Source organism: Streptomyces sp. NBC_01006 (assembly GCF_045162725.1).
In the GTDB taxonomy this organism is placed as follows: domain Bacteria; phylum Actinomycetota; class Actinomycetes; order Streptomycetales; family Streptomycetaceae; genus Streptomyces.
On sequence record NZ_CP108700.1, the window covers coordinates 6,538,970 to 6,557,329 of the forward strand.

17 protein-coding genes are annotated in these 18,360 nt (G+C 71.9%); 7 read left to right on the forward strand and 10 right to left on the reverse strand.

The window, feature by feature from the left end:
* The first annotated feature begins 133 nt into the window (after nucleotides 1–133).
* Both OG509_RS29630 and OG509_RS29635 read left to right on the forward strand, forming a co-directional pair.
* Complete coding sequence (locus OG509_RS29630) at nucleotides 134–1,537, forward strand: 8-oxoguanine deaminase (protein WP_406185618.1); 1,404 nt, start codon at nucleotides 134–136, stop codon at nucleotides 1,535–1,537.
* Nucleotides 1,538–1,852: 315 nt separating this feature from the next.
* Nucleotides 1,853–3,238 (forward strand): nucleobase:cation symporter-2 family protein, encoded by a 1,386-nt coding sequence (locus OG509_RS29635; RefSeq protein WP_406185620.1) that lies wholly within the window; start codon nucleotides 1,853–1,855, stop codon nucleotides 3,236–3,238.
* Between the two features lie 94 nt (nucleotides 3,239–3,332).
* On the opposite strand, the gene OG509_RS29640 is transcribed toward OG509_RS29635, so the two are convergent.
* Nucleotides 3,333–3,947: a 3'-5' exoribonuclease domain-containing protein gene (locus tag OG509_RS29640; protein ID WP_406185621.1), complete on the reverse strand. Its 615-nt coding sequence runs from the start codon at nucleotides 3,945–3,947 to the stop codon at nucleotides 3,333–3,335.
* A gap of 64 nt (nucleotides 3,948–4,011) precedes the next feature.
* On the reverse strand, nucleotides 4,012–4,836 hold the full coding sequence (locus OG509_RS29645) for an SDR family NAD(P)-dependent oxidoreductase (protein ID WP_406185623.1): 825 nt from the start codon (nucleotides 4,834–4,836) through the stop codon (nucleotides 4,012–4,014).
* A 96-nt stretch (nucleotides 4,837–4,932) separates the two neighbouring features.
* On the opposite strand from OG509_RS29645, the gene OG509_RS29650 reads away from it, so the two are divergent.
* Nucleotides 4,933–5,547, forward strand: a complete 615-nt coding sequence (locus OG509_RS29650; protein WP_406185624.1) for a TetR family transcriptional regulator — start codon at nucleotides 4,933–4,935, stop codon at nucleotides 5,545–5,547.
* Between the two features lie 58 nt (nucleotides 5,548–5,605).
* Here OG509_RS29650 and OG509_RS29655 read toward each other — a convergent pair whose 3' ends face one another.
* The 4 genes from OG509_RS29655 to OG509_RS29670 form a co-directional block, all read right to left on the reverse strand.
* Nucleotides 5,606–6,796 carry a GDSL-type esterase/lipase family protein gene (locus tag OG509_RS29655; protein ID WP_406185625.1) on the reverse strand — a complete coding sequence of 397 codons (1,191 nt, stop codon included), beginning with the start codon at nucleotides 6,794–6,796 and terminating at the stop codon, nucleotides 5,606–5,608.
* A 266-nt stretch (nucleotides 6,797–7,062) separates the two neighbouring features.
* Nucleotides 7,063–8,691, reverse strand: coding sequence for a malate synthase A (aceB, locus tag OG509_RS29660; RefSeq protein WP_406185626.1), 1,629 nt, complete (start codon nucleotides 8,689–8,691; stop codon nucleotides 7,063–7,065).
* A 273-nt stretch (nucleotides 8,692–8,964) separates the two neighbouring features.
* Entirely contained in the window at nucleotides 8,965–9,588 is a 624-nt protein-coding gene (locus tag OG509_RS29665) for an NTP transferase domain-containing protein (protein ID WP_406185628.1), read from the reverse strand.
* A complete protein-coding gene (locus OG509_RS29670; RefSeq protein ID WP_406185630.1) occupies nucleotides 9,543–9,764 on the reverse strand; it encodes a hypothetical protein in 222 nt (73 codons plus the stop codon). The genes OG509_RS29665 and OG509_RS29670 overlap by 46 nt, the downstream gene beginning before the upstream one ends.
* 87 nt (nucleotides 9,765–9,851) lie before the next feature.
* Between OG509_RS29670 and OG509_RS29675 the strand changes: the two genes are divergently transcribed.
* Entirely contained in the window at nucleotides 9,852–11,339 is a 1,488-nt protein-coding gene (locus OG509_RS29675) for a PLP-dependent aminotransferase family protein (RefSeq protein ID WP_406185631.1), read from the forward strand.
* 38 nt (nucleotides 11,340–11,377) lie between these two features.
* Here the strand turns inward: OG509_RS29675 and OG509_RS29680 are convergent, their stop codons facing one another.
* The 3 genes from OG509_RS29680 to OG509_RS29690 all read right to left on the reverse strand — a co-directional run bounded on the left by OG509_RS29680 (nucleotide 11,378) and on the right by OG509_RS29690 (nucleotide 13,890).
* A complete protein-coding gene (locus tag OG509_RS29680) occupies nucleotides 11,378–11,881 on the reverse strand; it encodes a hypothetical protein (RefSeq protein WP_406185633.1) in 504 nt (167 codons plus the stop codon).
* Between the two features lie 162 nt (nucleotides 11,882–12,043).
* Nucleotides 12,044–12,673, reverse strand: coding sequence for a response regulator transcription factor (locus OG509_RS29685; RefSeq protein ID WP_053786679.1), 630 nt, complete (start codon nucleotides 12,671–12,673; stop codon nucleotides 12,044–12,046).
* Nucleotides 12,670–13,890, reverse strand: coding sequence for a sensor histidine kinase (locus tag OG509_RS29690; RefSeq protein WP_406185636.1), 1,221 nt, complete (start codon nucleotides 13,888–13,890; stop codon nucleotides 12,670–12,672). The genes OG509_RS29685 and OG509_RS29690 overlap by 4 nt, the downstream gene beginning before the upstream one ends.
* 134 nt (nucleotides 13,891–14,024) lie before the next feature.
* On the opposite strand from OG509_RS29690, the gene OG509_RS29695 reads away from it, so the two are divergent.
* Together OG509_RS29695 and OG509_RS29700 are read left to right on the forward strand one after the other, a co-directional pair.
* On the forward strand, nucleotides 14,025–15,113 hold the full coding sequence (locus OG509_RS29695) for an ABC transporter permease (protein ID WP_406185638.1): 1,089 nt from the start codon (nucleotides 14,025–14,027) through the stop codon (nucleotides 15,111–15,113).
* A complete protein-coding gene (locus OG509_RS29700) occupies nucleotides 15,110–15,805 on the forward strand; it encodes an ABC transporter ATP-binding protein (protein ID WP_406185640.1) in 696 nt (231 codons plus the stop codon). The genes OG509_RS29695 and OG509_RS29700 overlap by 4 nt, the downstream gene beginning before the upstream one ends.
* 79 nt (nucleotides 15,806–15,884) lie before the next feature.
* On the opposite strand, the gene OG509_RS29705 is transcribed toward OG509_RS29700, so the two are convergent.
* The gene (locus OG509_RS29705; protein WP_406185641.1) at nucleotides 15,885–16,688 is read right to left on the reverse strand and encodes an IclR family transcriptional regulator; all 804 of its coding nucleotides are present in this window, start codon (nucleotides 16,686–16,688) and stop codon (nucleotides 15,885–15,887) included.
* A gap of 329 nt (nucleotides 16,689–17,017) precedes the next feature.
* On the opposite strand from OG509_RS29705, the gene allB reads away from it, so the two are divergent.
* Nucleotides 17,018–18,358, forward strand: a complete 1,341-nt coding sequence (allB, locus tag OG509_RS29710) for an allantoinase AllB (protein WP_406185643.1) — start codon at nucleotides 17,018–17,020, stop codon at nucleotides 18,356–18,358.
* Nucleotides 18,359–18,360 lie beyond the last annotated feature (2 nt).

Genomic DNA, 18,360 nt, shown 5'->3' on the forward strand with positions numbered 1-18,360 from the left:
CACTTCCTGAATCGGCACCCGGACGCAACACACGGGGCGACAGTACTGTCAGCTGTCAGGCCCCCGGCTCCGGCACTCAAATCCCCTGGGTTTTGCCGTGCCCGCACCGCCACTGAAAGCACGAGGAAGTCCCATGGCAGCATCGGCAGCCCAGGACGGCGCAGTAGAGCGCATCGTCATCGAGAACTGCGCGATCGCAACCGTTGACGCCAACGACACCGAGTACGCCTCGGGTCACATCGTCATCGCCGGCAACAAGATCGAGTCCATCGGTGCGGGCAGGGCCCCCGAGAACCTCGACAACGTCGTCCGCCGCATCGACGGCACCGGGCACCTCGTGACTCCCGGTCTGGTCAACACGCACCACCACTTCTACCAGTGGATCACGCGTGGCCTGGCCACCGACCACAACCTCTTCAACTGGCTCGTCGCGCTGTACCCGACGTGGGCGCGCATCGACGAGCAGATGGCGTACACGGCCGCCCAGGGCTCCCTCGCCGCGATGGCCCGCGGTGGTGTCACCACCGCGATGGACCACCACTACGTGTACCCGAAGGGTGCCGGCGACCTCTCCGGCTCGATCATCCGGGCCGCGTCCGAGATGGGCGTCCGCTTCACCCTCGCCCGCGGTTCGATGGACCGCAGCGAGAAGGACGGCGGTCTGCCGCCGGACCACGCGGTCGAGACCCTCGAAGGTGCGCTCGCCGACACCGAGGCGACGGTGAAGAAGTTCCACGACGCCTCCTTCGACGCGATGACCCAGGTCGCCGTCGCCCCCTGCTCCCCCTTCTCGGTCTCCACCGAGCTGCTGAAGCAGGGCGCCGAGCTGGCCCGCCGCCTCGGTGTGCGCATGCACACGCACGGGAGCGAGACCGTCGAGGAGGAGAAGTTCTGCCACGAGCTCTTCGGCATGGGCCCGACCGACTACTTCGAGTCGACCGGCTGGCTCGGCGAGGACGTGTGGATGGCGCACAGCGTCCACATGAACGACTCCGACATCGCCGCGTTCGCCCGTACCAAGACCGGTGTCGCGCACTGCCCGTCCTCCAACGCCCGTCTGGCCGCCGGCATCGCCCGCGTCCCGGACATGCTGGCCGCCGGCGTACCGGTCGGCCTCGGTGTGGACGGCACCGCCTCCAACGAGTCCGGTGAGCTGCACACCGAGCTGCGCAACGCGCTGCTGATCAACCGGCTGAACCCGGTCCACCGCGAGCGCGCCCTGAACGCGCGCCAGGCCCTGCGCCTCGGTACGTACGGCGGCGCGCAGGTCCTCGGCCGCGCCGAGAACATCGGTTCGCTGGAGGCCGGCAAGTGCGCCGACCTGGTGCTCTGGAACATCAGCACCTTCCTGCACTCCTCGATCGCCGACCCGGTCACCGCGCTGGTCTTCGGTGCGGCCGCCCCGGTGACGGCGTCGTTCGTCAACGGCAAGCAGATCGTCGAGAACAACCGACTCCTCTTCGCCGACGAGGACGCCATCGCGGTGTCCACCCGCGAAGAGGCCCAGCGCCTCGCGCGCATCACCGCGCAGGGCTGATCCCCTCGGAGTCCGGCCGGGGGGGACGGCCCCCGGCCGGTCGTCGCGGACCCGAGCGGGGTCCGCGGCAGCCGTTCCCGGGAAGCGCCCGAGGTTTTCCGAGGGCGTTCCCGGGGCGGTGACTCGTGCCACTCCTTCGCTTACTTCGCTGGAACGGTTTGGGCGAATCGTTTCCGCGCCTCTTGGGACAAGAGCGAGCACCACCCACAACACCCCCACCACCCATAACTCAATACAGGCTCGACTCGCACAGCTTTCGCACCACCTCCAAGACACCCACGTCCCTGCAGACGTGTTACCCGACCGGAGGAAGCCGTGGCACTCACGCCCAGGTTTCGCAAAGATGCAGTCGCAGTACCGGAGGAGAAGCACCCGGTCGACGAGACCCTGCCTCCTCTGAAGATGTTCACGAGCGGCCTCCAGCACGTGGCCGCCATGTACGCGGGTGTAGTCGCCCCGCCCATGATCGTCGGCCCTGCCGTCGGACTCTCCGCCACCGAGACCGCGTTCCTGATGGGCGCCTCGCTCTTCACCGCCGGCCTCGCCACCCTCCTCCAGACCCTCGGTTTCTGGAAGATCGGCGCCAAACTCCCCTTCGTCAACGGCGTTTCGTTCGCCGGTGTGACCCCGATGATCGCCATAGGCAAGGGGGAGGGCGCGGACGCCATCCCCGTCATCTTCGGCGCGATCATCGTCGCCGGGGTCGTCGGCTTCTTCGCCGCCCCGTACTTCGGGAAGCTGGTCCGCTTCTTCCCGCCGGTCGTCACCGGTACGGTCATCACCCTGATCGGCGTGTCCCTGCTGCCGGTGGCCTTCAACTGGTCGCAGGGCGGCAACCGCACCGCCACCGACTACGGCTCGATGCAGAACATCGGCATGGCCGCCGTCACCCTCGTCATCGTGCTGCTGATGCGCAAGTTCCTGCGCGGCTTCCTCCAGCAGATCTCGATCCTGCTCGGCCTGGTGGCGGGCACGCTGATCGCGCTCCCGCTGGGGATGACCAGCTTCGACGCCGTCAAGAACGCCTCGCTGGTGGGCTTCCCGACCCCGTTCCACTTCGGCGCCCCGCAGTTCCAGGTCGCCGCCATCGTCTCCATGTGCATCGTGATGCTGGTGTGCATGACCGAGTCCACCGCCGACATCCTGGCGCTGGGCAAGATCGTCGGACGGCCGGCGGACGCGAGGACCATCGAGGGCGGACTGCGCGCGGACACGCTCGGCAGCGCGATCAGCCCGCTGTTCAACGGCTTCATGTGCAGCGCCTTCGCGCAGAACATCGGGCTCGTGGCGATGACCAAGGTGCGCAGCCGGTTCGTCGTCGCCGCGGGCGGCGGCATCCTGATCCTGCTGGGCCTGTGCCCGATGGCGGCCTCCGTCATCGGCGTGGTCCCACTGCCGGTGCTCGGCGGGGCCGGCATCGTCCTGTTCGGCTCGGTCGCGGCCAGCGGGATCCAGACCCTGGCGGGCGCGGCCATGGAGAAGGGCGAGAACGCCCTGATCGTCGCCGCCTCGGTCGGCATCGGCCTGATCCCGATCGCGGCGCCGGAGTTCTACCACGCGTTCCCGAAGGACCTGCTGGTCGTCCTGGACTCCGGCATCAGCACCGGCTGCGTGGTGGCCATCGTGCTCAACCTGGCCTTCAACCACTTCGGCGCCCAGCGGGCCTCGGCGTCCGCGCCGGAACCGGTCCCGGTGCACTGACCCGGCCCGTCCGGGCCGCCCACGGCGGTGCGTACGCCACCCACTGCGGGCGTGGCGTACGCACCGCCGCGCCGTTCCCGCCCGGGCGGGGGCGTCAGCCGGCGCTATCGGCGGCCGGGGGCGTCCAGAGCATGAGGTTGCTCATCAGCTCCGCCTGCTCGATGGCGTCGGTCAGGGCGTGGTGGGTGTGCGGGCGGGGGGAGAGCAGTTCGCGCGGCATCCGGCCCTTGACCGCCGCGCGCAGCGGGACCCGCGCCTTCGTCGCGTACAGGGTCTTCATGTCGAGGCAGCCAGAGTGCCCGAAGGGGCTCTCGCCGCCGAAGCTCATCAAGTACCAGTACAGGAAGGTCCAGTCGAAGGAGGCCGGGTACCCGCACATCACGGGCTGTGCCCCGGCGCCGACGGAGACCTCCCGTACCCACGCGCGGAACTCCGCCATGGCCGCCGCCGGTTCGGCGCCCTCGCGGAGCAGCCGATCCCGGTCGAGGCCGCTGACGGCGAGCGCCTCGGGTACGTACTGGTCGCTGATCGGGCGGAGTTCGCGGTAGAAGGTGTGCCGCTCGGGGTCGGCGGCCGTATACGAAGCGCCGTCCTGCCGCCCCGCGACGGCGGCCCCGAAGCTGATCATCGAGTACGGGCCGGGGACCGGGCCGTCGGCCTCGATGTCGACGGAGATGTAGAGGCTGGGGCGTGCGCTGCGGGCCGGCATGAGCGGGATCATGCCAGCCCGCGCCGCTCCGCTCATCCGAATTCCCGGCGCTGGGAGACGCGGCCTAAGCCGGGGTCCGGGGGGAGGACATCCGGTCCACCATCCGTACGACCGTGCGGCGGCTCGCGAGCCGTCCGCTGAAGGCCATGATGCGGTTCATGGATCCGGAGATCACGCTCGGCGGCGGGTTCCTGCGGTCCAGCGCCTTCAGCGCGGTGCGCACGACCTCCGCGGAGGTCTGCATCTTGGTGCCGCTGGCGGCGTCCTCCGTGCCGACCACATCGAAGAACTCCGTCTTCGTCGCGCCGGGCGACAGCGCCAGGACGCGCAGCCCGGTGCCCCGGGACTCCTGCCAGAGGGCCTCGGTGAAACTGAGGACGAAGGCCTTGCTGGCGCCGTAGACGGCCATGTTCGGGACGGGCTGGTAGCCGGCCATGCTGGCGACGTTGACCAGGACGCCGTCGCCGCGGCTGCGCAGCGGGCCGATGAAGGCGCGGCTGATGTCGACGACGGCCATCACGTCGAGGCCCACTTCCTGGCGGAGCCGCTTGGGATCCTCGTCGTGGAAGCGCCCGTACGTGCCGAAGCCGGCGTTGTTGATGACGCTGGACACCGTGATCCCGCGCCGCTCGACCTCGGCGGCCAGCAGGTCACCGCATCCCTCGACGGACAGGTCCATGGCGACCGCCTCGACCGTGACGCCGTGCGCCGCCGACAGCTGCCCGGCGAGCTCCTTCAGGCGGTCCTCCCGGCGCGCGACGAGCACGAGGTCGGATCCTCGCGCGGCGAGCTGGCGGGCGAACTCGGCGCCCAGGCCGGAGCTGGCGCCGGTGATCAGGGTGGTCCGGCCTCGGTAGTCGACCGCGTTCACAGTGGTTCTCCTGCCCATGGATGACATCGTCTGGTATCACTGTATGCCCGCTTGGCAGTGACTGCCAGCCGGGCAGCAGGGGCAAGGTTGGCGGCCCGCCTATATGCTGGTCGGATGGGGACAACCGCAACGCAGCCGAGCCTGTGGGACCGCTCCCGGCAGGCCGTGGTCGCGAGCATCTTCGACACGGCCATGCGGCTCTTCGCCGAGCAGGGGTACGAGGCCACGACCATCGCGCAGATCGCCAAGGAGGCGGGCATCTCCCAGCGGTCGCTGTTCCGGTACTTCGGTACCAAGGAGGACATCGTCTGCGGTGATCAGGAGGAGCTGGGCGAGCTGCTGCGCGCGACGGTGGAGGCCCAGCCCGCCGCCGCCACCCCGTGGGAGGCCCTGCGCGCCGGTTTCGAGGCGCTCATGGAGGCGCACGGCGAACCCGGGCAGCTGCTGGAGATCACGGCGCTGATATTCGACACCCCGCCGCTGCGCGCCCGCTACACGCAGAAGCGGCTGCGCTGGCAGGAGATGGTCCTGCCCGCCGTCACGGCCCGGATGGCCGCCGGGAAGGGCTCGGGCCCGGGCCGGGGCCCGGTCTCCGAGCTGCGCGCCGCGGCGGTCACCGCCACCGTCTTCGCCTGCGTGGACGCCGCGACCGAGGCCTGGGTCCGCGGCGGCGGCAGCGCCGACCTGGCGGCCCTCTACGACGAGGCACTGGCCGCCGTCCGCGGCTGATCCGGAAAGGGGCGCCCGCGGAAGTCTCCGCACGCGCCCCGAACCCGGAACGTGCGAATCAGGGGGCGGACGTCAGGAACATGCCCGTGTGGTCGGCTCCGGCGGTGTTCTTGCAGCTGGACGCGGAGTTCGCGGGCTGGGCGACGGCGAGGTTCAGGCAGCGCCCGACCGCCAGCTGGCCGAAGTAGTTCGGGTGCATGGACTCCTGGACCGGCCCCTGCGTCTCGCTGCTGTCGATCCAGCGTGCCCACTCGCTCGTCTTCGCCGACGCGGGCGCCGTGCTGCTCACCAGCTTGCTGGCCTTCGCGCACACCTCACGGCCCTGCATCATGTCCCGCAGGTCCAGGAACTGCACGCCCTTCGCGGCGGCAACTCCCTTGAGGCGACCCGCGATCTGCGGCACGAGCGAGTCGCGCGCCCAGTCCGAGTCCTGGTTCCAGAACGGGCAGCCGCCGGTGTTGAGGCGGCTCCAGTCGCTCTGCGTGTACCGGTTCTCCGCGCCGCGCGGGATCGGCGACGGGTAGGACTGGAGCACGATCCGGTACGAGGAGTCGGTGTACCCGGCGGCCCGCATCACGGCGCGGATCTCGTCCACCGACTTGCCGACGTTGGCCATGACCGCGTCCATCTTCTGGTCGACCCCGTACTGCTGGTCGTCGTAGCAGTACGAGCCCCACAGGACGAAGTCGAGGGCGCAGTCCTTGATGATGTCGGCGAAGCCGAGGTCGTTTCCGCCGATGGACAGGGCGATGACCTTGACGTTGTTTGCCGCGGCCACGGCGGCGAGCTGATCGGCCTGCGGGGCCTCGCCCTTGTAGACCACGCCGCCGTTCGAGGCGCGGAAGACGTTCTCGGAAGTGGCCCCGGAGCAGGCCAGGTTCACGGCGACGTCGGCGATCGACCCGGCGCTCTTGACCTCGGCGGAGTCGGAGCGGTGGCACCCATCGGCGGTGCTCCCGTACACCTTGGCGGGGTCGTAGGTGTTCCCGGAGACCCAGGCGCGGTCGGTCCCGGTGCGATTCCCGCTGTTGGTCAGGCTGTTGCCCTTCCAGCGGCCGGCTTCGCCGGAGATGTAGCTGTCGCCCATGGACACCACGGCGGTGGGCCCGGTCCCGGGACTGGCCACGGAGGTCCCGGCGGAGCCGGCGACCAGAGCGCCGGCGGCGAGCGGCAGAACCATCCCGACCCCGGCGAGCCGTCGCACTCGTCTACGGGTCCGGTCCTTGCTGGCGTTGCGGAATCCGATCACGGCGGAACTCCTGCGGTCGGCCATGCCCAAGCCGAAGAGAACTCCGGTGCATGGCTGGGAAAGTGGGGGTACCGCCGGCCGGTGGCATCGGAAAGGTGACACGGCGCGCGTTGTTACCGCTAGGTACAGGAAAGTTACGATGGAGTAACAACCGACCGGTCGTTCGGGCCGTCAACGTTCCGCTTCCGTGGCCGAGTTCCGCAAACACCTCCGCCCCCGAGGCCTGGGGCCTGGGGGGCGGAGGTGGGGTTCGGCTGCTGTGCGGGTCAGCCGACCAGTTGGTCGTAGGCCGGGAGGGTGAGGAAGTCCGCGTAGTCCGCGTCCAGGGAGACCTGGAGGAGGAGGTCGTGGGCCTGCTGCCACTTTCCGGCCGCGAAGGCCTCCTCGCCGATCTCGGCGCGGATCGCGGTCAGTTCCTCGGCGGCGATCGCGCGGGTGAGGTCGGCGGTGGCCGTCACGGGCTCGCCGTCGTGCTCGAAGACGACGCCCGCGTTGATCCACTGCCAGATCTGCGAGCGGGAGATCTCGGCGGTGGCCGCGTCCTCCATCAGACCGAAGATGCCGACCGCGCCCAGGCCGCGCAGCCAGGCCTCGATGTAGCGGATGCCGACCTGGACGGCGTTGCGCAGGCCCTCGTACGTCGGCTTCGCGTCCAGCGAGTCGATCGCGATGAGCTCGCCCGGGGCCACCGAGACGTCCTCGCGCAGCCGGCCCTTCTGGTTCGGCTTCTCGCCGAGGACCGCGTCGAAGGAGGCCATCGCGATCGGCACCAGGTCGGGGTGGGCGACCCAGGAGCCGTCGAAGCCGTCGCCCGCCTCGCGGTCCTTGTCGGCCTTGACCTTCTCGAACGCGATCCGGTTGGCCTCGGCGTCCTTGCGGGACGGGATGAAGGCCGCCATGCCGCCGATGGCGTGCGCGCCGCGCTTGTGGCAGGTGCGGACCAGGAGTTCGGTGTACGCCCGCATGAACGGGGCGGTCATCGTCACCGCGTTGCGGTCCGGGAGGACGAACTTCTCGCCGCCGTCGCGGAAGTTCTTCACGATCGAGAACAGGTAGTCCCAGCGGCCCGCGTTCAGGCCCGCCGCGTGGTCGCGCAGCTCGTAGAGGATCTCCTCCATCTCGTACGCGGCCGTGATGGTCTCGATCAGGACGGTCGCGCGGACCGTGCCCTGCGGGATGCCGACGTAGTCCTGCGAGAAGACGAAGATCTCGTTCCAGAGGCGCGCCTCCAGGTGCGACTCCGTCTTCGGCAGGTAGAAGTACGGGCCCTTGCCGAGCTCGATGAGGCGCTTGGCGTTGTGGAAGAAGTACAGGCCGAAGTCGACCAGCGCACCGGGGACCGGGCGGCCCTCGACCTGGAGGTGGCGCTCCTCCAGGTGCCAGCCGCGCGGGCGCATCACGACGGTCGCCAGCTGCTCGGCCGGCTTGAGGGCGTACGACTTGCCCGTGCGCGGGTCCGTGAAGTCGATGCGGCGCTCGTAGGCGTCGATGAGGTTGAGCTGGCCGGTGACGACGTTCTCCCAGGTGGGGGCGGAGGCGTCCTCGAAGTCGGCGAGCCAGACCTTGGCGCCCGAGTTCAGGGCGTTGACGGTCATCTTGCGGTCGGTCGGACCGGTGATCTCCACACGGCGGTCGTTCAGCGCGGCCGGCGCCGGCGCGACCTTCCACTCGCCCTCGCGGACCTGTGCGGTGTCCGGGAGGAAGTCGAGGTGGGAGGTGCGGGCGATTTCGGCGCGGCGCTCACCGCGGCGGGCGAGGAGCTCGTCACGGCGGGGCGTGAACCGCCGGTGGAGCTCGGCCACGAACGCGAGGGCCGCCTCGGTCAGGACTTCGTCCTGCCGGGGCAGGGGCTCGGCGTCGACGATGGCCAGCGATGACGGCGCTGGTGCGGACATATCTGTCACTCCTTCAGCGGCGGTGCCTGGCGGCCGCGGGGAATGCTCGCGCAGGACGGCACGCAGTGCCGTCGGGTGTGGAGAGTTCCGGGATACGGTCGCGGGCGCCGTCTGGGGGTTCAGGGCGCTTCTGACCAGTGGATAGTAATTTCCTTATGGTGGAAGTTCAATGGTTTGTTGATGTCGAGATTCTCTGAGTCGACAGAGTCCTGCGCCCGGTGGCCCTCAGTGCCACCTTCGTCACTGCCCGCTCAACTGCCCCTGGGCCGCCGCTCAAGCGAGTCGTGCCAGGTCGGGCGGGGTGTCGATGTCGAAGGCCTCGGCGATGTCCCCGCACTCCACCAGCGTGAGCTCGTCCGCGTGATCTGTCAGGTGCACCCGCGCGCCCTTGTCGCCCGTGGCCGTCGCCGCGATGTCCGCCCAGCGGTCCGCGCCGAAGAGCACCGGATGCCCGCGCTCCCCGCCGTACGCCGCCGCCACCAGGCTCGCGGGGGAGCGGTACGCCTCCCGGACCCGGGCCACGGCCGCCGGCCCGATCCCCGGCTGGTCCACCAGCGAGACGAGGGCCGCGCGGGCGCCCGTACCGGCGAGCGAGGCGAGGCCGACGCGCAGGGACGAGCCCATGCCCTCCGCCCAGTCGGGGTTGTCCACGACCACGCAGCCGGTCAGGTCCGCCCGGTCGCGGACCTCGGCTGCGCAGGCACCGAGCACCACGTGGAGCGGACCGCAGCCCGCCTCGCGCAGCACCCGTACCGCGTTCTCGACCAGCGGGCGGCCGCGGTACGGGAGCAGGGCCTTGGGGCGCCCGCCCAGGCGGCGGCCGCCGCCCGCGGCGAGGAGCAGGCCCGCGATCACCGGGCTCGGGCTTGCGGGTGCGTGCGCGTCGTTGGCTGCCATGTCAGCGATTCTCGCTCCTGCGGGTCCGTGCGCGGCCGCCGCCTCAGGAGGCGCCGTACGGCGGCCAGGGCGGGCCCGAGGCGCAGCGGCTCGGAGATCCGGTGCTCGGCGGCGGCCACCAGGGCGCGTTCGTCGCGGTCGGTCAGGTGGCTCGGCGGGGTCAGCGGGGTCGGCACGGGCGGTCTCCTTGCCAATCGGGGGCCAATACCGCGAGTCTGGACCTCGATTGGTCTGGTCGGCAGAGCCAATCAGGGGAGGTTGGCATGGCAAACGGGCGAGTCGTCCGGACGGCGGACAGAACCCTCGGCAGTCGCCAGCTCGCAGCGCTGCTGCCCTCCGAGGTGCTGGCCCGCCCCGGCTACCGGTCCCTCGCCGACGCCGTGCGGACGCTGATCCTCGACGGCCGGATCGCCCTGCACGTACGGCTGCCCGCCGAGCGCGAGCTCGCCGAGGCGCTCGGCGCCAGCCGGGCCACCGTCACCGGGGCCTACGACCTGCTGCGCGAGAGCGGCTACGTCCGCAGCCGGCGCGGCTCCGGCACCTGGACCGAGCTCCCCGAGGGCCACGGCCCGGTCGGCGCGCACCTGCTGGCCGGCTCCGGCGGCTACCTGTCCGACGGGGAACCCGGGATCGACCTGGCCATCGCCGCCCTCGGCGCCCCGGAGGACAGCCTCACCGAGGCCCTCGCCCGGGCCGCGGCCCGGCTGCCCGAGCTCGCCCGGACCCCCGGCTACCACCCCTTCGGGCTGCCCGACCTGCGCGGTGCCATCGCCGAGCGGTTCACCCGGCGCGGGCTTGCGACCCGCCCCGAGCAGATCCTGGTCACGGCCGGCGCCCAGCAGGCGTTCTCGCTGGTCGTGAGCCTGCTGTGCGGGCCCGGGGACCGGGTGGTGACCGAGAACCCCACGTACGCGAACGCCCTCGACGCGCTGCGGCAGGCGCGGCTGCGCACCGGGTCGATCGCCGTCTCCGACGCGGGCTGGGACATGGAGATCGCCGAGTCCACGCTGCGGCAGACCGTGCCGAGGCTGGCGTACGTGATCCCGGACTTCCACAATCCGACGGGCCTGCTGATGCCCCAGGAGCAGCGGCTGCGGCTGCTGGCCGCGACGCGGCGGACCGGTACGTGGCTGGTGGTCGACGAGACCATCGCCGACATCGCCCTGGACGTACCGGCGCCGGCGCCGCTGGCCTCGCTGGCGCCGAGGGGCGGGGCGGAGCACGTGGTGACGATCGGCTCGCTCAGCAAGACGCACTGGGGCGGGCTGCGGGTGGGGTGGGTCCGGGCCGCCGCGAAGATGATCACGGAGCTGACGGCGGTGAAGGTGGCCGCGGACATGACGGGGTCGGTACTGGACCAGCTGGTGGCGCTGCCGCTGCTGGAGGGGCTGGAGCGGACGCTGCCGGCGCGACTCGCGCAGTTGCGGGGGCAGCGGGAGGCGCTGGAGCGGGCGCTGGAGCGGCACACTCCGGAGTGGTCGTGGGAGCGGGGGCCGGGAGGGCTGTCGCTGTGGGTGGATCTGGGGGAGCCGGTGAGCTCGGCGCTGGCGGAGCGGGCCGGCGCCTGCGGCGTGCACATCGGGCGGGGGGCGCGGTTCGGGGTGGATCCGGGGACGTTCGAGCACCGGCTGCGGATTCCGTACACGCTGGCCGCCGATCGCCTGGACGAGGCGGTACGGCGCCTTGCGGCGACCTTCCACGACGGGGTTCCGCTGGCTCCGGCGGTGGAGCGGCCGCACTGGGTCGCCTAGGGAGTCCCGCCAGCCGGAAGGGACTTTGACGACACGGCCTAGGCGGCCCGGGCCGGGTTGCGGACGGCGCGGAAGTAGACGTTGGCCGCCGGACGGAACATCAGGAACACAGCCGTGAGGACGGCAGCCACGTGGACGGCCCGGCTGGCGCCGAAGACCAGGTCGAGGGCGTCGGCCCCTTGGAGCGCAACCGCCGTCGACCCGCCGTCCAGGAGGTACCCGAGGGGCTGGGCGACCATGGAGGCAGTGCCGAGGACGCCGAGGCCGATGGCGAGGGTGATCCGGGCCCAGCGGGTTCCGGTGCGCATCCGGCGGGCGATGAGGACGGCGGCGGTGAACACGGTGAGGCGGACGGCGAGCCCGACGCCGATCTCGGCGGCCGAGCCGGTCCCGTCGGCCGCCATGCGGCCGACGGCGAGGGCGGTTTCCAAGGCGCCGGCCGCGACCGCGGTGAGCCACAGGGCGTAGGCGGTGCGGACGGCCGACGGCGGGGCGGTCGGGCCCGGCGTGGCGGTGGGGGCAGGCCTGGCGGTGGTGTGCACGAGGACTCGCTCTCTGGTCGGGAGTCGGTACGCCCCATGCTTCCGGGCCGGTATACCGGGCACCCGCCTGCCGCCCGGTGTGTCCGCGCGGGGGGTAGCCCCACCCTGCGGGGTATCCCCGGGGGAGCGCTGTCTCCCGGCGAGCGCCGGCACCCGCGGCGGCTACGGGGTGCGGATCAGGCGGCGGGTGGCGGCCGTGGCCACCGCCGAGGTGCGGGAGTCGACGCCGAGCTTGGCGTAGATGTGGACCAGGTGGGATTTGACCGTGGCCTGGCTCAGGAAGAGCTTCTTCGAGATCTGCTGGTTCGACAGGCCGTCCGCGACCAGCTGGAGCACTTCCAGCTCCCGCTTCGTCAGTGCCTCCGCCGGCGTCCGCATGCGGTCCATCAGGCGCAGGGCCACCGCCGGGGCCAGCGCCGACTGGCCCGCCGCCGCCGTGCGGACCGCCGCCGCCAGCTCCTCCGGCGGGGCGTCCTTCAGCAGGTAGCCCGAGGCGCCCGCCTCCACCGCCGCCAGGATGTCCGCGTCCGTGTCGTACGTGGTCAGCACCAGGACCCGGGGCGCCCCGGGCCGGGCCGTGATCGCCGCCGTCGCCGCCGAGCCGTGCATGCCCGTACCGAACTGGAGGTCCATCAGGACCACGTCCACCGGCTCGGAGGCGGCCAGTTCCACCGCCCGCTCGGCGGTGGCGGCCTCCGCGACCACCGCGAAGTCCGGCTCGGTGTCCAGCACCGCGCGCAGCCCGGCCCGGACCACCGGGTGGTCGTCGGCCAGCAGCAGGCGGATCGTCATGAGGATGCCTCCAGGGGCAGCGGCAGGGTGACGGCCACGGCGGTGCCCTGGCCCGGCGCGGACTCCACGGTGAACAGCCCGCCCAGTGTCTCGGCCCGCGAGCGCATCGCGGGCAGCCCGAACCCGCCCTCGCCGGAGGGCGCCGAGGAGGGGTCGAAGCCGCTCCCGTCGTCGACGATGTCCAGCGTCACCGAGGCGTCCATGAAGGTCAGGGTGATCTCGGCGCGGTCCGCGCGGGCGTGCCGGACGACGTTGGCCAGCGCCGACTGGGCGATGCGGAGCAGGGCGACCTCGTACGGGGTGGGCAGGACCCGGGGCGGGCCGCTCAGGCAGAACCGGACCCGCGGCCCCGGCGCGGCCGTGCACAGCCGCTCCAGCGCGGCGGCGAGGGACCCGTGCTCCAGGTCGGGCGGGGTGAGCGCCCGTACGAACCGACGTGCCTCCGCGAGGTTCTCCTGGGCGGCCTCCCGGGCCTGCGCTATGTGCGCGAGGGCTGCCGCCCGGGGGTCGGCGGGGCCGACCTCGGCGAGGGAACGTTCCGCCGCGCGGAGCAGGAGCTGGATCGAGGACAGGCCCTGGGCCAGGGTGTCGTGGATTTCGCGGGCCAGGCGTTCCCGCTCCGCAAGGATCCCGGCGTTCCGCTCGGCCGCGGCCAGTTCGGCCCGGGTGGCGATGAGCTCCTCGATCAGCTCGCGGCGGCGCTCGCTCTCGCGGTACAGCGCCTGGTAGCCCAGTACGGTCGCCACCGCGACGGCCCCGCCGAGCAGCGGCCCGAGGAAGGCCCCCGGCGAGACCGCACTGCTCTGCGCGTGCGCCAGGAAGCCGCCGATCGCCGCGCACGCCGTCACCGCGACGGCCGCGATGCCCCAGCGCAGCCGCAGCAGGTGCAGCTCCAGGAAGTACAGCGGGAACGCGATCCACAGCCCGTCGGGGGAGAGGACCAGCAGCCCCGCCCAGGCCGCGCCCAGCCCGGCCAGCCACACCGCCCCGGCGCGCGGCGAGCGGCGCACCGCGGGCGCCAGTACGCCCCCCGCGTACACCGTGGCCAGCACCGCGCAGGCGGCCACCACCCAGCCGGCTTCCGGTGCGGAGTCGGTGACGGCCCGCCCGGCGGCCAGCGCGAGCAGCCCGAACAGCAGCGCGTGCAGGCACAGGCGCAGTACGCGCGAGACGGGGGTGAGGGGGCGCGGAGCGGGGGATTCAGGAGCAGTGGCCATGGCCCGACCAGCGTAAGCGCGGGTCGGCGGGGCCCGGTCAATCGAAAGTTTGATGTCCGGATGCGTCGTTCGATACCAGGATCGCTACCGTGGCGCGATGCCTTGTGTCCACGCGGAAGACCAGGGTGGGGATCATGTTCGTCGCATGGAGAGATCTACGGTTCGCGAAGGGCCGCTTCGCCCTCATGGGCTCGGTCGTACTGCTGATCACGCTGCTGGTCGGCCTGCTGTCCGGGCTCACCGCCGGCCTGGCCCGGGAGAACATCTCGGCCGTCACCGGACTGCCCGCCGGCCACCTCGCCTTCGCCGCGCCCGCCGCGGACCAGAAGGTGTCCTTCACCAACTCCCAGGTGTCCGAGAAGGCCTGGCAGGCCTGGCGGGCGCAGCCCGCGGTGAAGTCCGCCGAGCCGCTCGGCATCCGCACCACCAACGCGTCGGCGGGCGCCCGCACCGCCGCGGTCTCCGTCTTCGGGGTCGATCCGGCCGGCCCCCTCCCGCCGCGCGGCAGCGGCCTCGCCCAGGGGCAGGTGGTCCTCACCGAGAAGGCCGCCAAGGAGCTCGGCGGCCTGGGCGCGGGCGGCAAGCTGAAGATCGGCCCGCTGGAACTGACCGTGGCCGCCGTCTCCGGCACCGCCGCCTACAGCCACACCCCGGTCGTCTGGATGGACCTGAACGACTGGCAGCGCATCGGCAACCCCGGCACCTCCATCGACACCCTCGCCACCGTGATCGCGCTCGACACCTCCGGGTCGGCGGACCTCGCCGCCGGCGACGAGGCGGCCGGCACGAAGGCGCAGACCATCGACCAGGCACTCGGCGCCATAGGGTCCTACCAGGCCGAGAACGGCTCGCTCCAGCTCATGCGCGGCTTCCTCTTCGCCATCTCGGCCCTGGTCATAGGGGCCTTCTTCACCGTGTGGACGATCCAGCGCAGCGGTGACATCGCCGTACTGAAGGCACTGGGCGCCTCCACCCCGTACCTGCTGAAGGACGCCCTCGGCCAGGCCGTCGTCATGCTCGCGATCGGCACCGGGCTCGGTACGGCGCTCGCCGCCGGGTTCGGCGCGCTGATCAGCGGGGGCAACGTCCCCTTCGTCCTCGACACGGCGACCGTGCTGGCGCCCGCCGCGATCATGATCGCGCTCGGCGCGCTGGGCGCGGCCCTGTCCATCCGGCGGATCACCGCCGTCGACCCCCTGACCGCCCTCGGGAGCGCCCGATGACCCTGCTCGTGCACGACGTCACGCTCACCTACCCGGACGGCGAGAGCCGGCTCACCGCCCTCGACCGGGTCCGCCTGGAGGTGCCCCCGGGCACCCTGACCGCGGTGATCGGGCCCTCCGGCTCGGGCAAGTCCAGCCTGCTGGCCGTCGCCGCCACCCTGGTCACCCCGGACTCCGGGCAGGTGGTGGTGGCCGGCCAGGACACCGCCCGGCTGAGCGCGGCCGAGAAGTCGGCCCTGCGCCGTGAGAAGATCGGCATCGTCTTCCAGCAGCCGAACCTGCTGGCCTCGCTCACCGCCGCCGAGCAGCTCCAGGTGATGGCCCACCTCTCGGGCCGCCCCTCGCGGGCGCTGCGCCGCCGGGCGCTGGAACTGCTGGACGCGGTGGGGCTGGCCGACAAGGCCGACAAGCGGCCCCACCAGCTCTCCGGCGGCCAGCGCCAGCGGGTCAACATCGCCCGCGCCCTGATGAACGAGCCGGCCGTGCTCCTGGTCGACGAGCCGACGAGCGCCCTGGACCACGAGCGCGGGGCGGCCGTCCTCGACCTGCTGGTCACGCTGACCCGCGAGCGCTCCACCGCGACCGTGCTGGTCACCCACGACCACGCCCACCTGGAGCGGATGGACCGGACGGCGACGATGGCGGACGGCCGTCTGACGGACTCCGAGTCCGAGACGGTCCCGGCGGCCTGAGCGCCCGCGCCCGTATGTACGCCAAGGCCCCGGCCCCCTCTGCTGCGAGGGGGCCGGGGCCTTCACGTGCGTACGGGGCCTACGCGGGGCTCTGGCTCTGCAGCGCCACCGACAGCTCGGCCGCGACGTTCTGCAGGATCGGCACGAAGGACTCGGCCACGGCCTCGGTCACCCGGCCCGCCGGACCCGAGATGGAGATCGCGGCGGCGGTCGGCGAGTTCGGCACCGACACGGCCAGGCAGCGGACTCCTATCTCCTGCTCGTTGTCGTCGACCGCGTAGCCCACCTTGCGGACCTGCTCCAGGGCCTCCAGGAAGCCCTCGGGCGTGGTGATGGTCTTCTCGGTCGCGGCCGGCATCCCGGTGCGCGCCAGCAGCGCCCGTACCTCGTCGGCGGGCGTGTACGCGAGCAGCGCCTTGCCCACGCCGGTGGAGTGCGGCAGCACCCGGCGGCCGACCTCGGTGAACATGCGCATGGAGTGCTTGGACGGCACCTGGGCGACGTAGACGATCTCGTCCCCGTCGAGCAGGGCCATGTTGGCCGTCTCGCCGGTCTCCTCGACCAGGCGGGCGAGGTACGGCCGCGCCCAGGTCCCCAGCAGGCGCGACGCGGACTCGCCGAGGCGGATCAGGCGGGGGCCGAGGGAGTACCGTCGATTGGGCTGCTGCCGGACGTAGCCGCATGCCACCAGGGTGCGCATGAGGCGGTGGATGGTGGGCAGCGGCAGACCGCTGGCGGTGGAGAGCTCGCTGAGGCCGACCTCGCCCCCGGCATCGGCCATGCGTTCAAGCAGATCGAAGGCGCGCTCAAGGGACTGAACGCCACCGCTGGCGGCGGTGGGCTTCGCGGAAGCGTCGGTGGTGCTGGCGCTGGACGTCGGCACGGCGCGGTCCTTTCGGTGCTGGCAGGCAAGGAAGCAGCCTACCGGTCGGTCGGCGTCGGCCCTAGAGCCGGGTCGAAGCCGTCCCCGCCGGTCAGAGGGGGTTTGTCCGGGTCGCGGACCTCCTCGGGAAGTTACCCGTCCGCCCCCCGGTGGCGGTAGCTACATTCTGGATAGTGAAATCTTAATTCCATCCTGTGGAAACATCCAATTGCGGCAGCGGTGTGTCGGTGCTCTGTCCGGCCGCTCTTGACGGGCCCCGGATCGGCGGCGAGACTCCGTCAACAGAACGTTGAATTTCGCTCTGTGGAAGTAGATGGGGAGGTTCCGGCGTGTCCGACGACGTGGAACTGGTACTGCGCTCGACTCGCGTCATCACCCCCGAGGGGACGCGCGCCGCTTCGGTCGCCGTCGCCGCCGGGAAGATCGTCGCCGTACTGCCGCACGACGCCGAGGTACCGGCCGGCGCCCGGTTCGAGGACTTCGGCGACGACGTCCTGCTCCCCGGCCTGGTCGACACCCACGTGCACGTGAACGACCCGGGCCGCACCGAGTGGGAGGGCTTCTGGACCGCCACCCGCGCCGCCGCGGCCGGGGGCGTCACCACGATCCTCGACATGCCCCTCAACTCCCTGCCGCCGACCACCACGGTCGACAACCTCCGCGTCAAGCAGGAGGTCGCCCGGACCAAGGCGCACGTGGACGTCGGCTTCTGGGGCGGTGCGCTGCCGGACAACGTCAAGGACCTGCGCCCGCTGCACGACGCCGGCGTCTACGGCTTCAAGTGCTTCCTGTCGCCCTCCGGCGTCGACGAGTTCCCCGAGCTCGACCAGGAGCAGCTGGCCACCTCCCTCGCCGAGATCACCGGCTTCGGCGGCCTGATGATCGTGCACGCCGAGGACCCGCACCACCTGGACTCCGCTCCGGTCGTGCCCGGCCCCAAGTACGCCGACTTCCTCGCGTCCCGCCCGCGCGACGCCGAGAACACCGCGATCGGGAACCTGATCGCCCAGGCGAAGCGGCTGAACGCGCGGGTCCACGTCCTGCACCTGTCCTCCTCCGACGCGCTGCCGCTGATCGCCGCCGCCAAGGCGGAGGGCGTCAAGATCACCGTCGAGTCGTGTCCGCACTACCTCACCCTCACGGCCGAGGAAGTACCCGACGGCGCCAGCGAGTTCAAGTGCTGCCCGCCCATCCGCGAGGCCGCCAACCAGGACCTGCTGTGGGACGCGCTCGCCGACGGCACCATCGACTGCATCGTCTCCGACCACTCGCCCTCCACGGCGGACCTGAAGACGGACGACTTCGCCACCGCGTGGGGCGGCATCTCCTCCCTCCAGCTCGGGCTGCCGGCCATCTGGACCGAGGCCCGCCGCCGCGGACGCACCCTTGAAGACGTCGTGCGCTGGATGTCGGCCGCACCGGCCGCGCTCGCGGGCCTCGCCGACAAGGGCGCGATCGAGGCCGGCCGCGACGCCGACTTCGCCGTGCTGGCCCCCGAAGAGACCTTCACCGTGGATCCCGCGGAACTGCACCACCGCAACCGGGTCACGGCGTACGCGGGCAAGACCCTGCACGGCGTCGTGAAGTCCACCTGGCTGCGCGGTACGCAGATCGCCGACCACGGCACCCCGACCGAGCCCACGGGCCGACTCCTCGAAAGGCAGAACTGACC

Bases quoted from the DNA above. Each gene is read 5' to 3' on its own strand.
- OG509_RS29630 (WP_406185618.1), top strand. From the start codon at position 134: ATGGCAGCATCGGCAGCCCAGGACGGCGCAGTAGAGCGCATCGTCATC.
- OG509_RS29640 (WP_406185621.1), bottom strand. From the start codon at position 3,947: ATGCCGGCCCGCAGCGCACGCCCCAGCCTCTACATCTCCGTCGACATC.
- OG509_RS29645 (WP_406185623.1), bottom strand. From the start codon at position 4,836: ATGGGCAGGAGAACCACTGTGAACGCGGTCGACTACCGAGGCCGGACC.
- OG509_RS29650 (WP_406185624.1), top strand. From the start codon at position 4,933: ATGGGGACAACCGCAACGCAGCCGAGCCTGTGGGACCGCTCCCGGCAG.
- aceB (WP_406185626.1), bottom strand. From the start codon at position 8,691: ATGTCCGCACCAGCGCCGTCATCGCTGGCCATCGTCGACGCCGAGCCC.
- OG509_RS29665 (WP_406185628.1), bottom strand. From the start codon at position 9,588: ATGGCAGCCAACGACGCGCACGCACCCGCAAGCCCGAGCCCGGTGATC.
- OG509_RS29675 (WP_406185631.1), top strand. From the start codon at position 9,852: ATGGCAAACGGGCGAGTCGTCCGGACGGCGGACAGAACCCTCGGCAGT.
- OG509_RS29685 (WP_053786679.1), bottom strand. From the start codon at position 12,673: ATGACGATCCGCCTGCTGCTGGCCGACGACCACCCGGTGGTCCGGGCC.
- OG509_RS29690 (WP_406185636.1), bottom strand. From the start codon at position 13,890: ATGGCCACTGCTCCTGAATCCCCCGCTCCGCGCCCCCTCACCCCCGTC.
- OG509_RS29695 (WP_406185638.1), top strand. From the start codon at position 14,025: ATGTTCGTCGCATGGAGAGATCTACGGTTCGCGAAGGGCCGCTTCGCC.
- OG509_RS29700 (WP_406185640.1), top strand. From the start codon at position 15,110: ATGACCCTGCTCGTGCACGACGTCACGCTCACCTACCCGGACGGCGAG.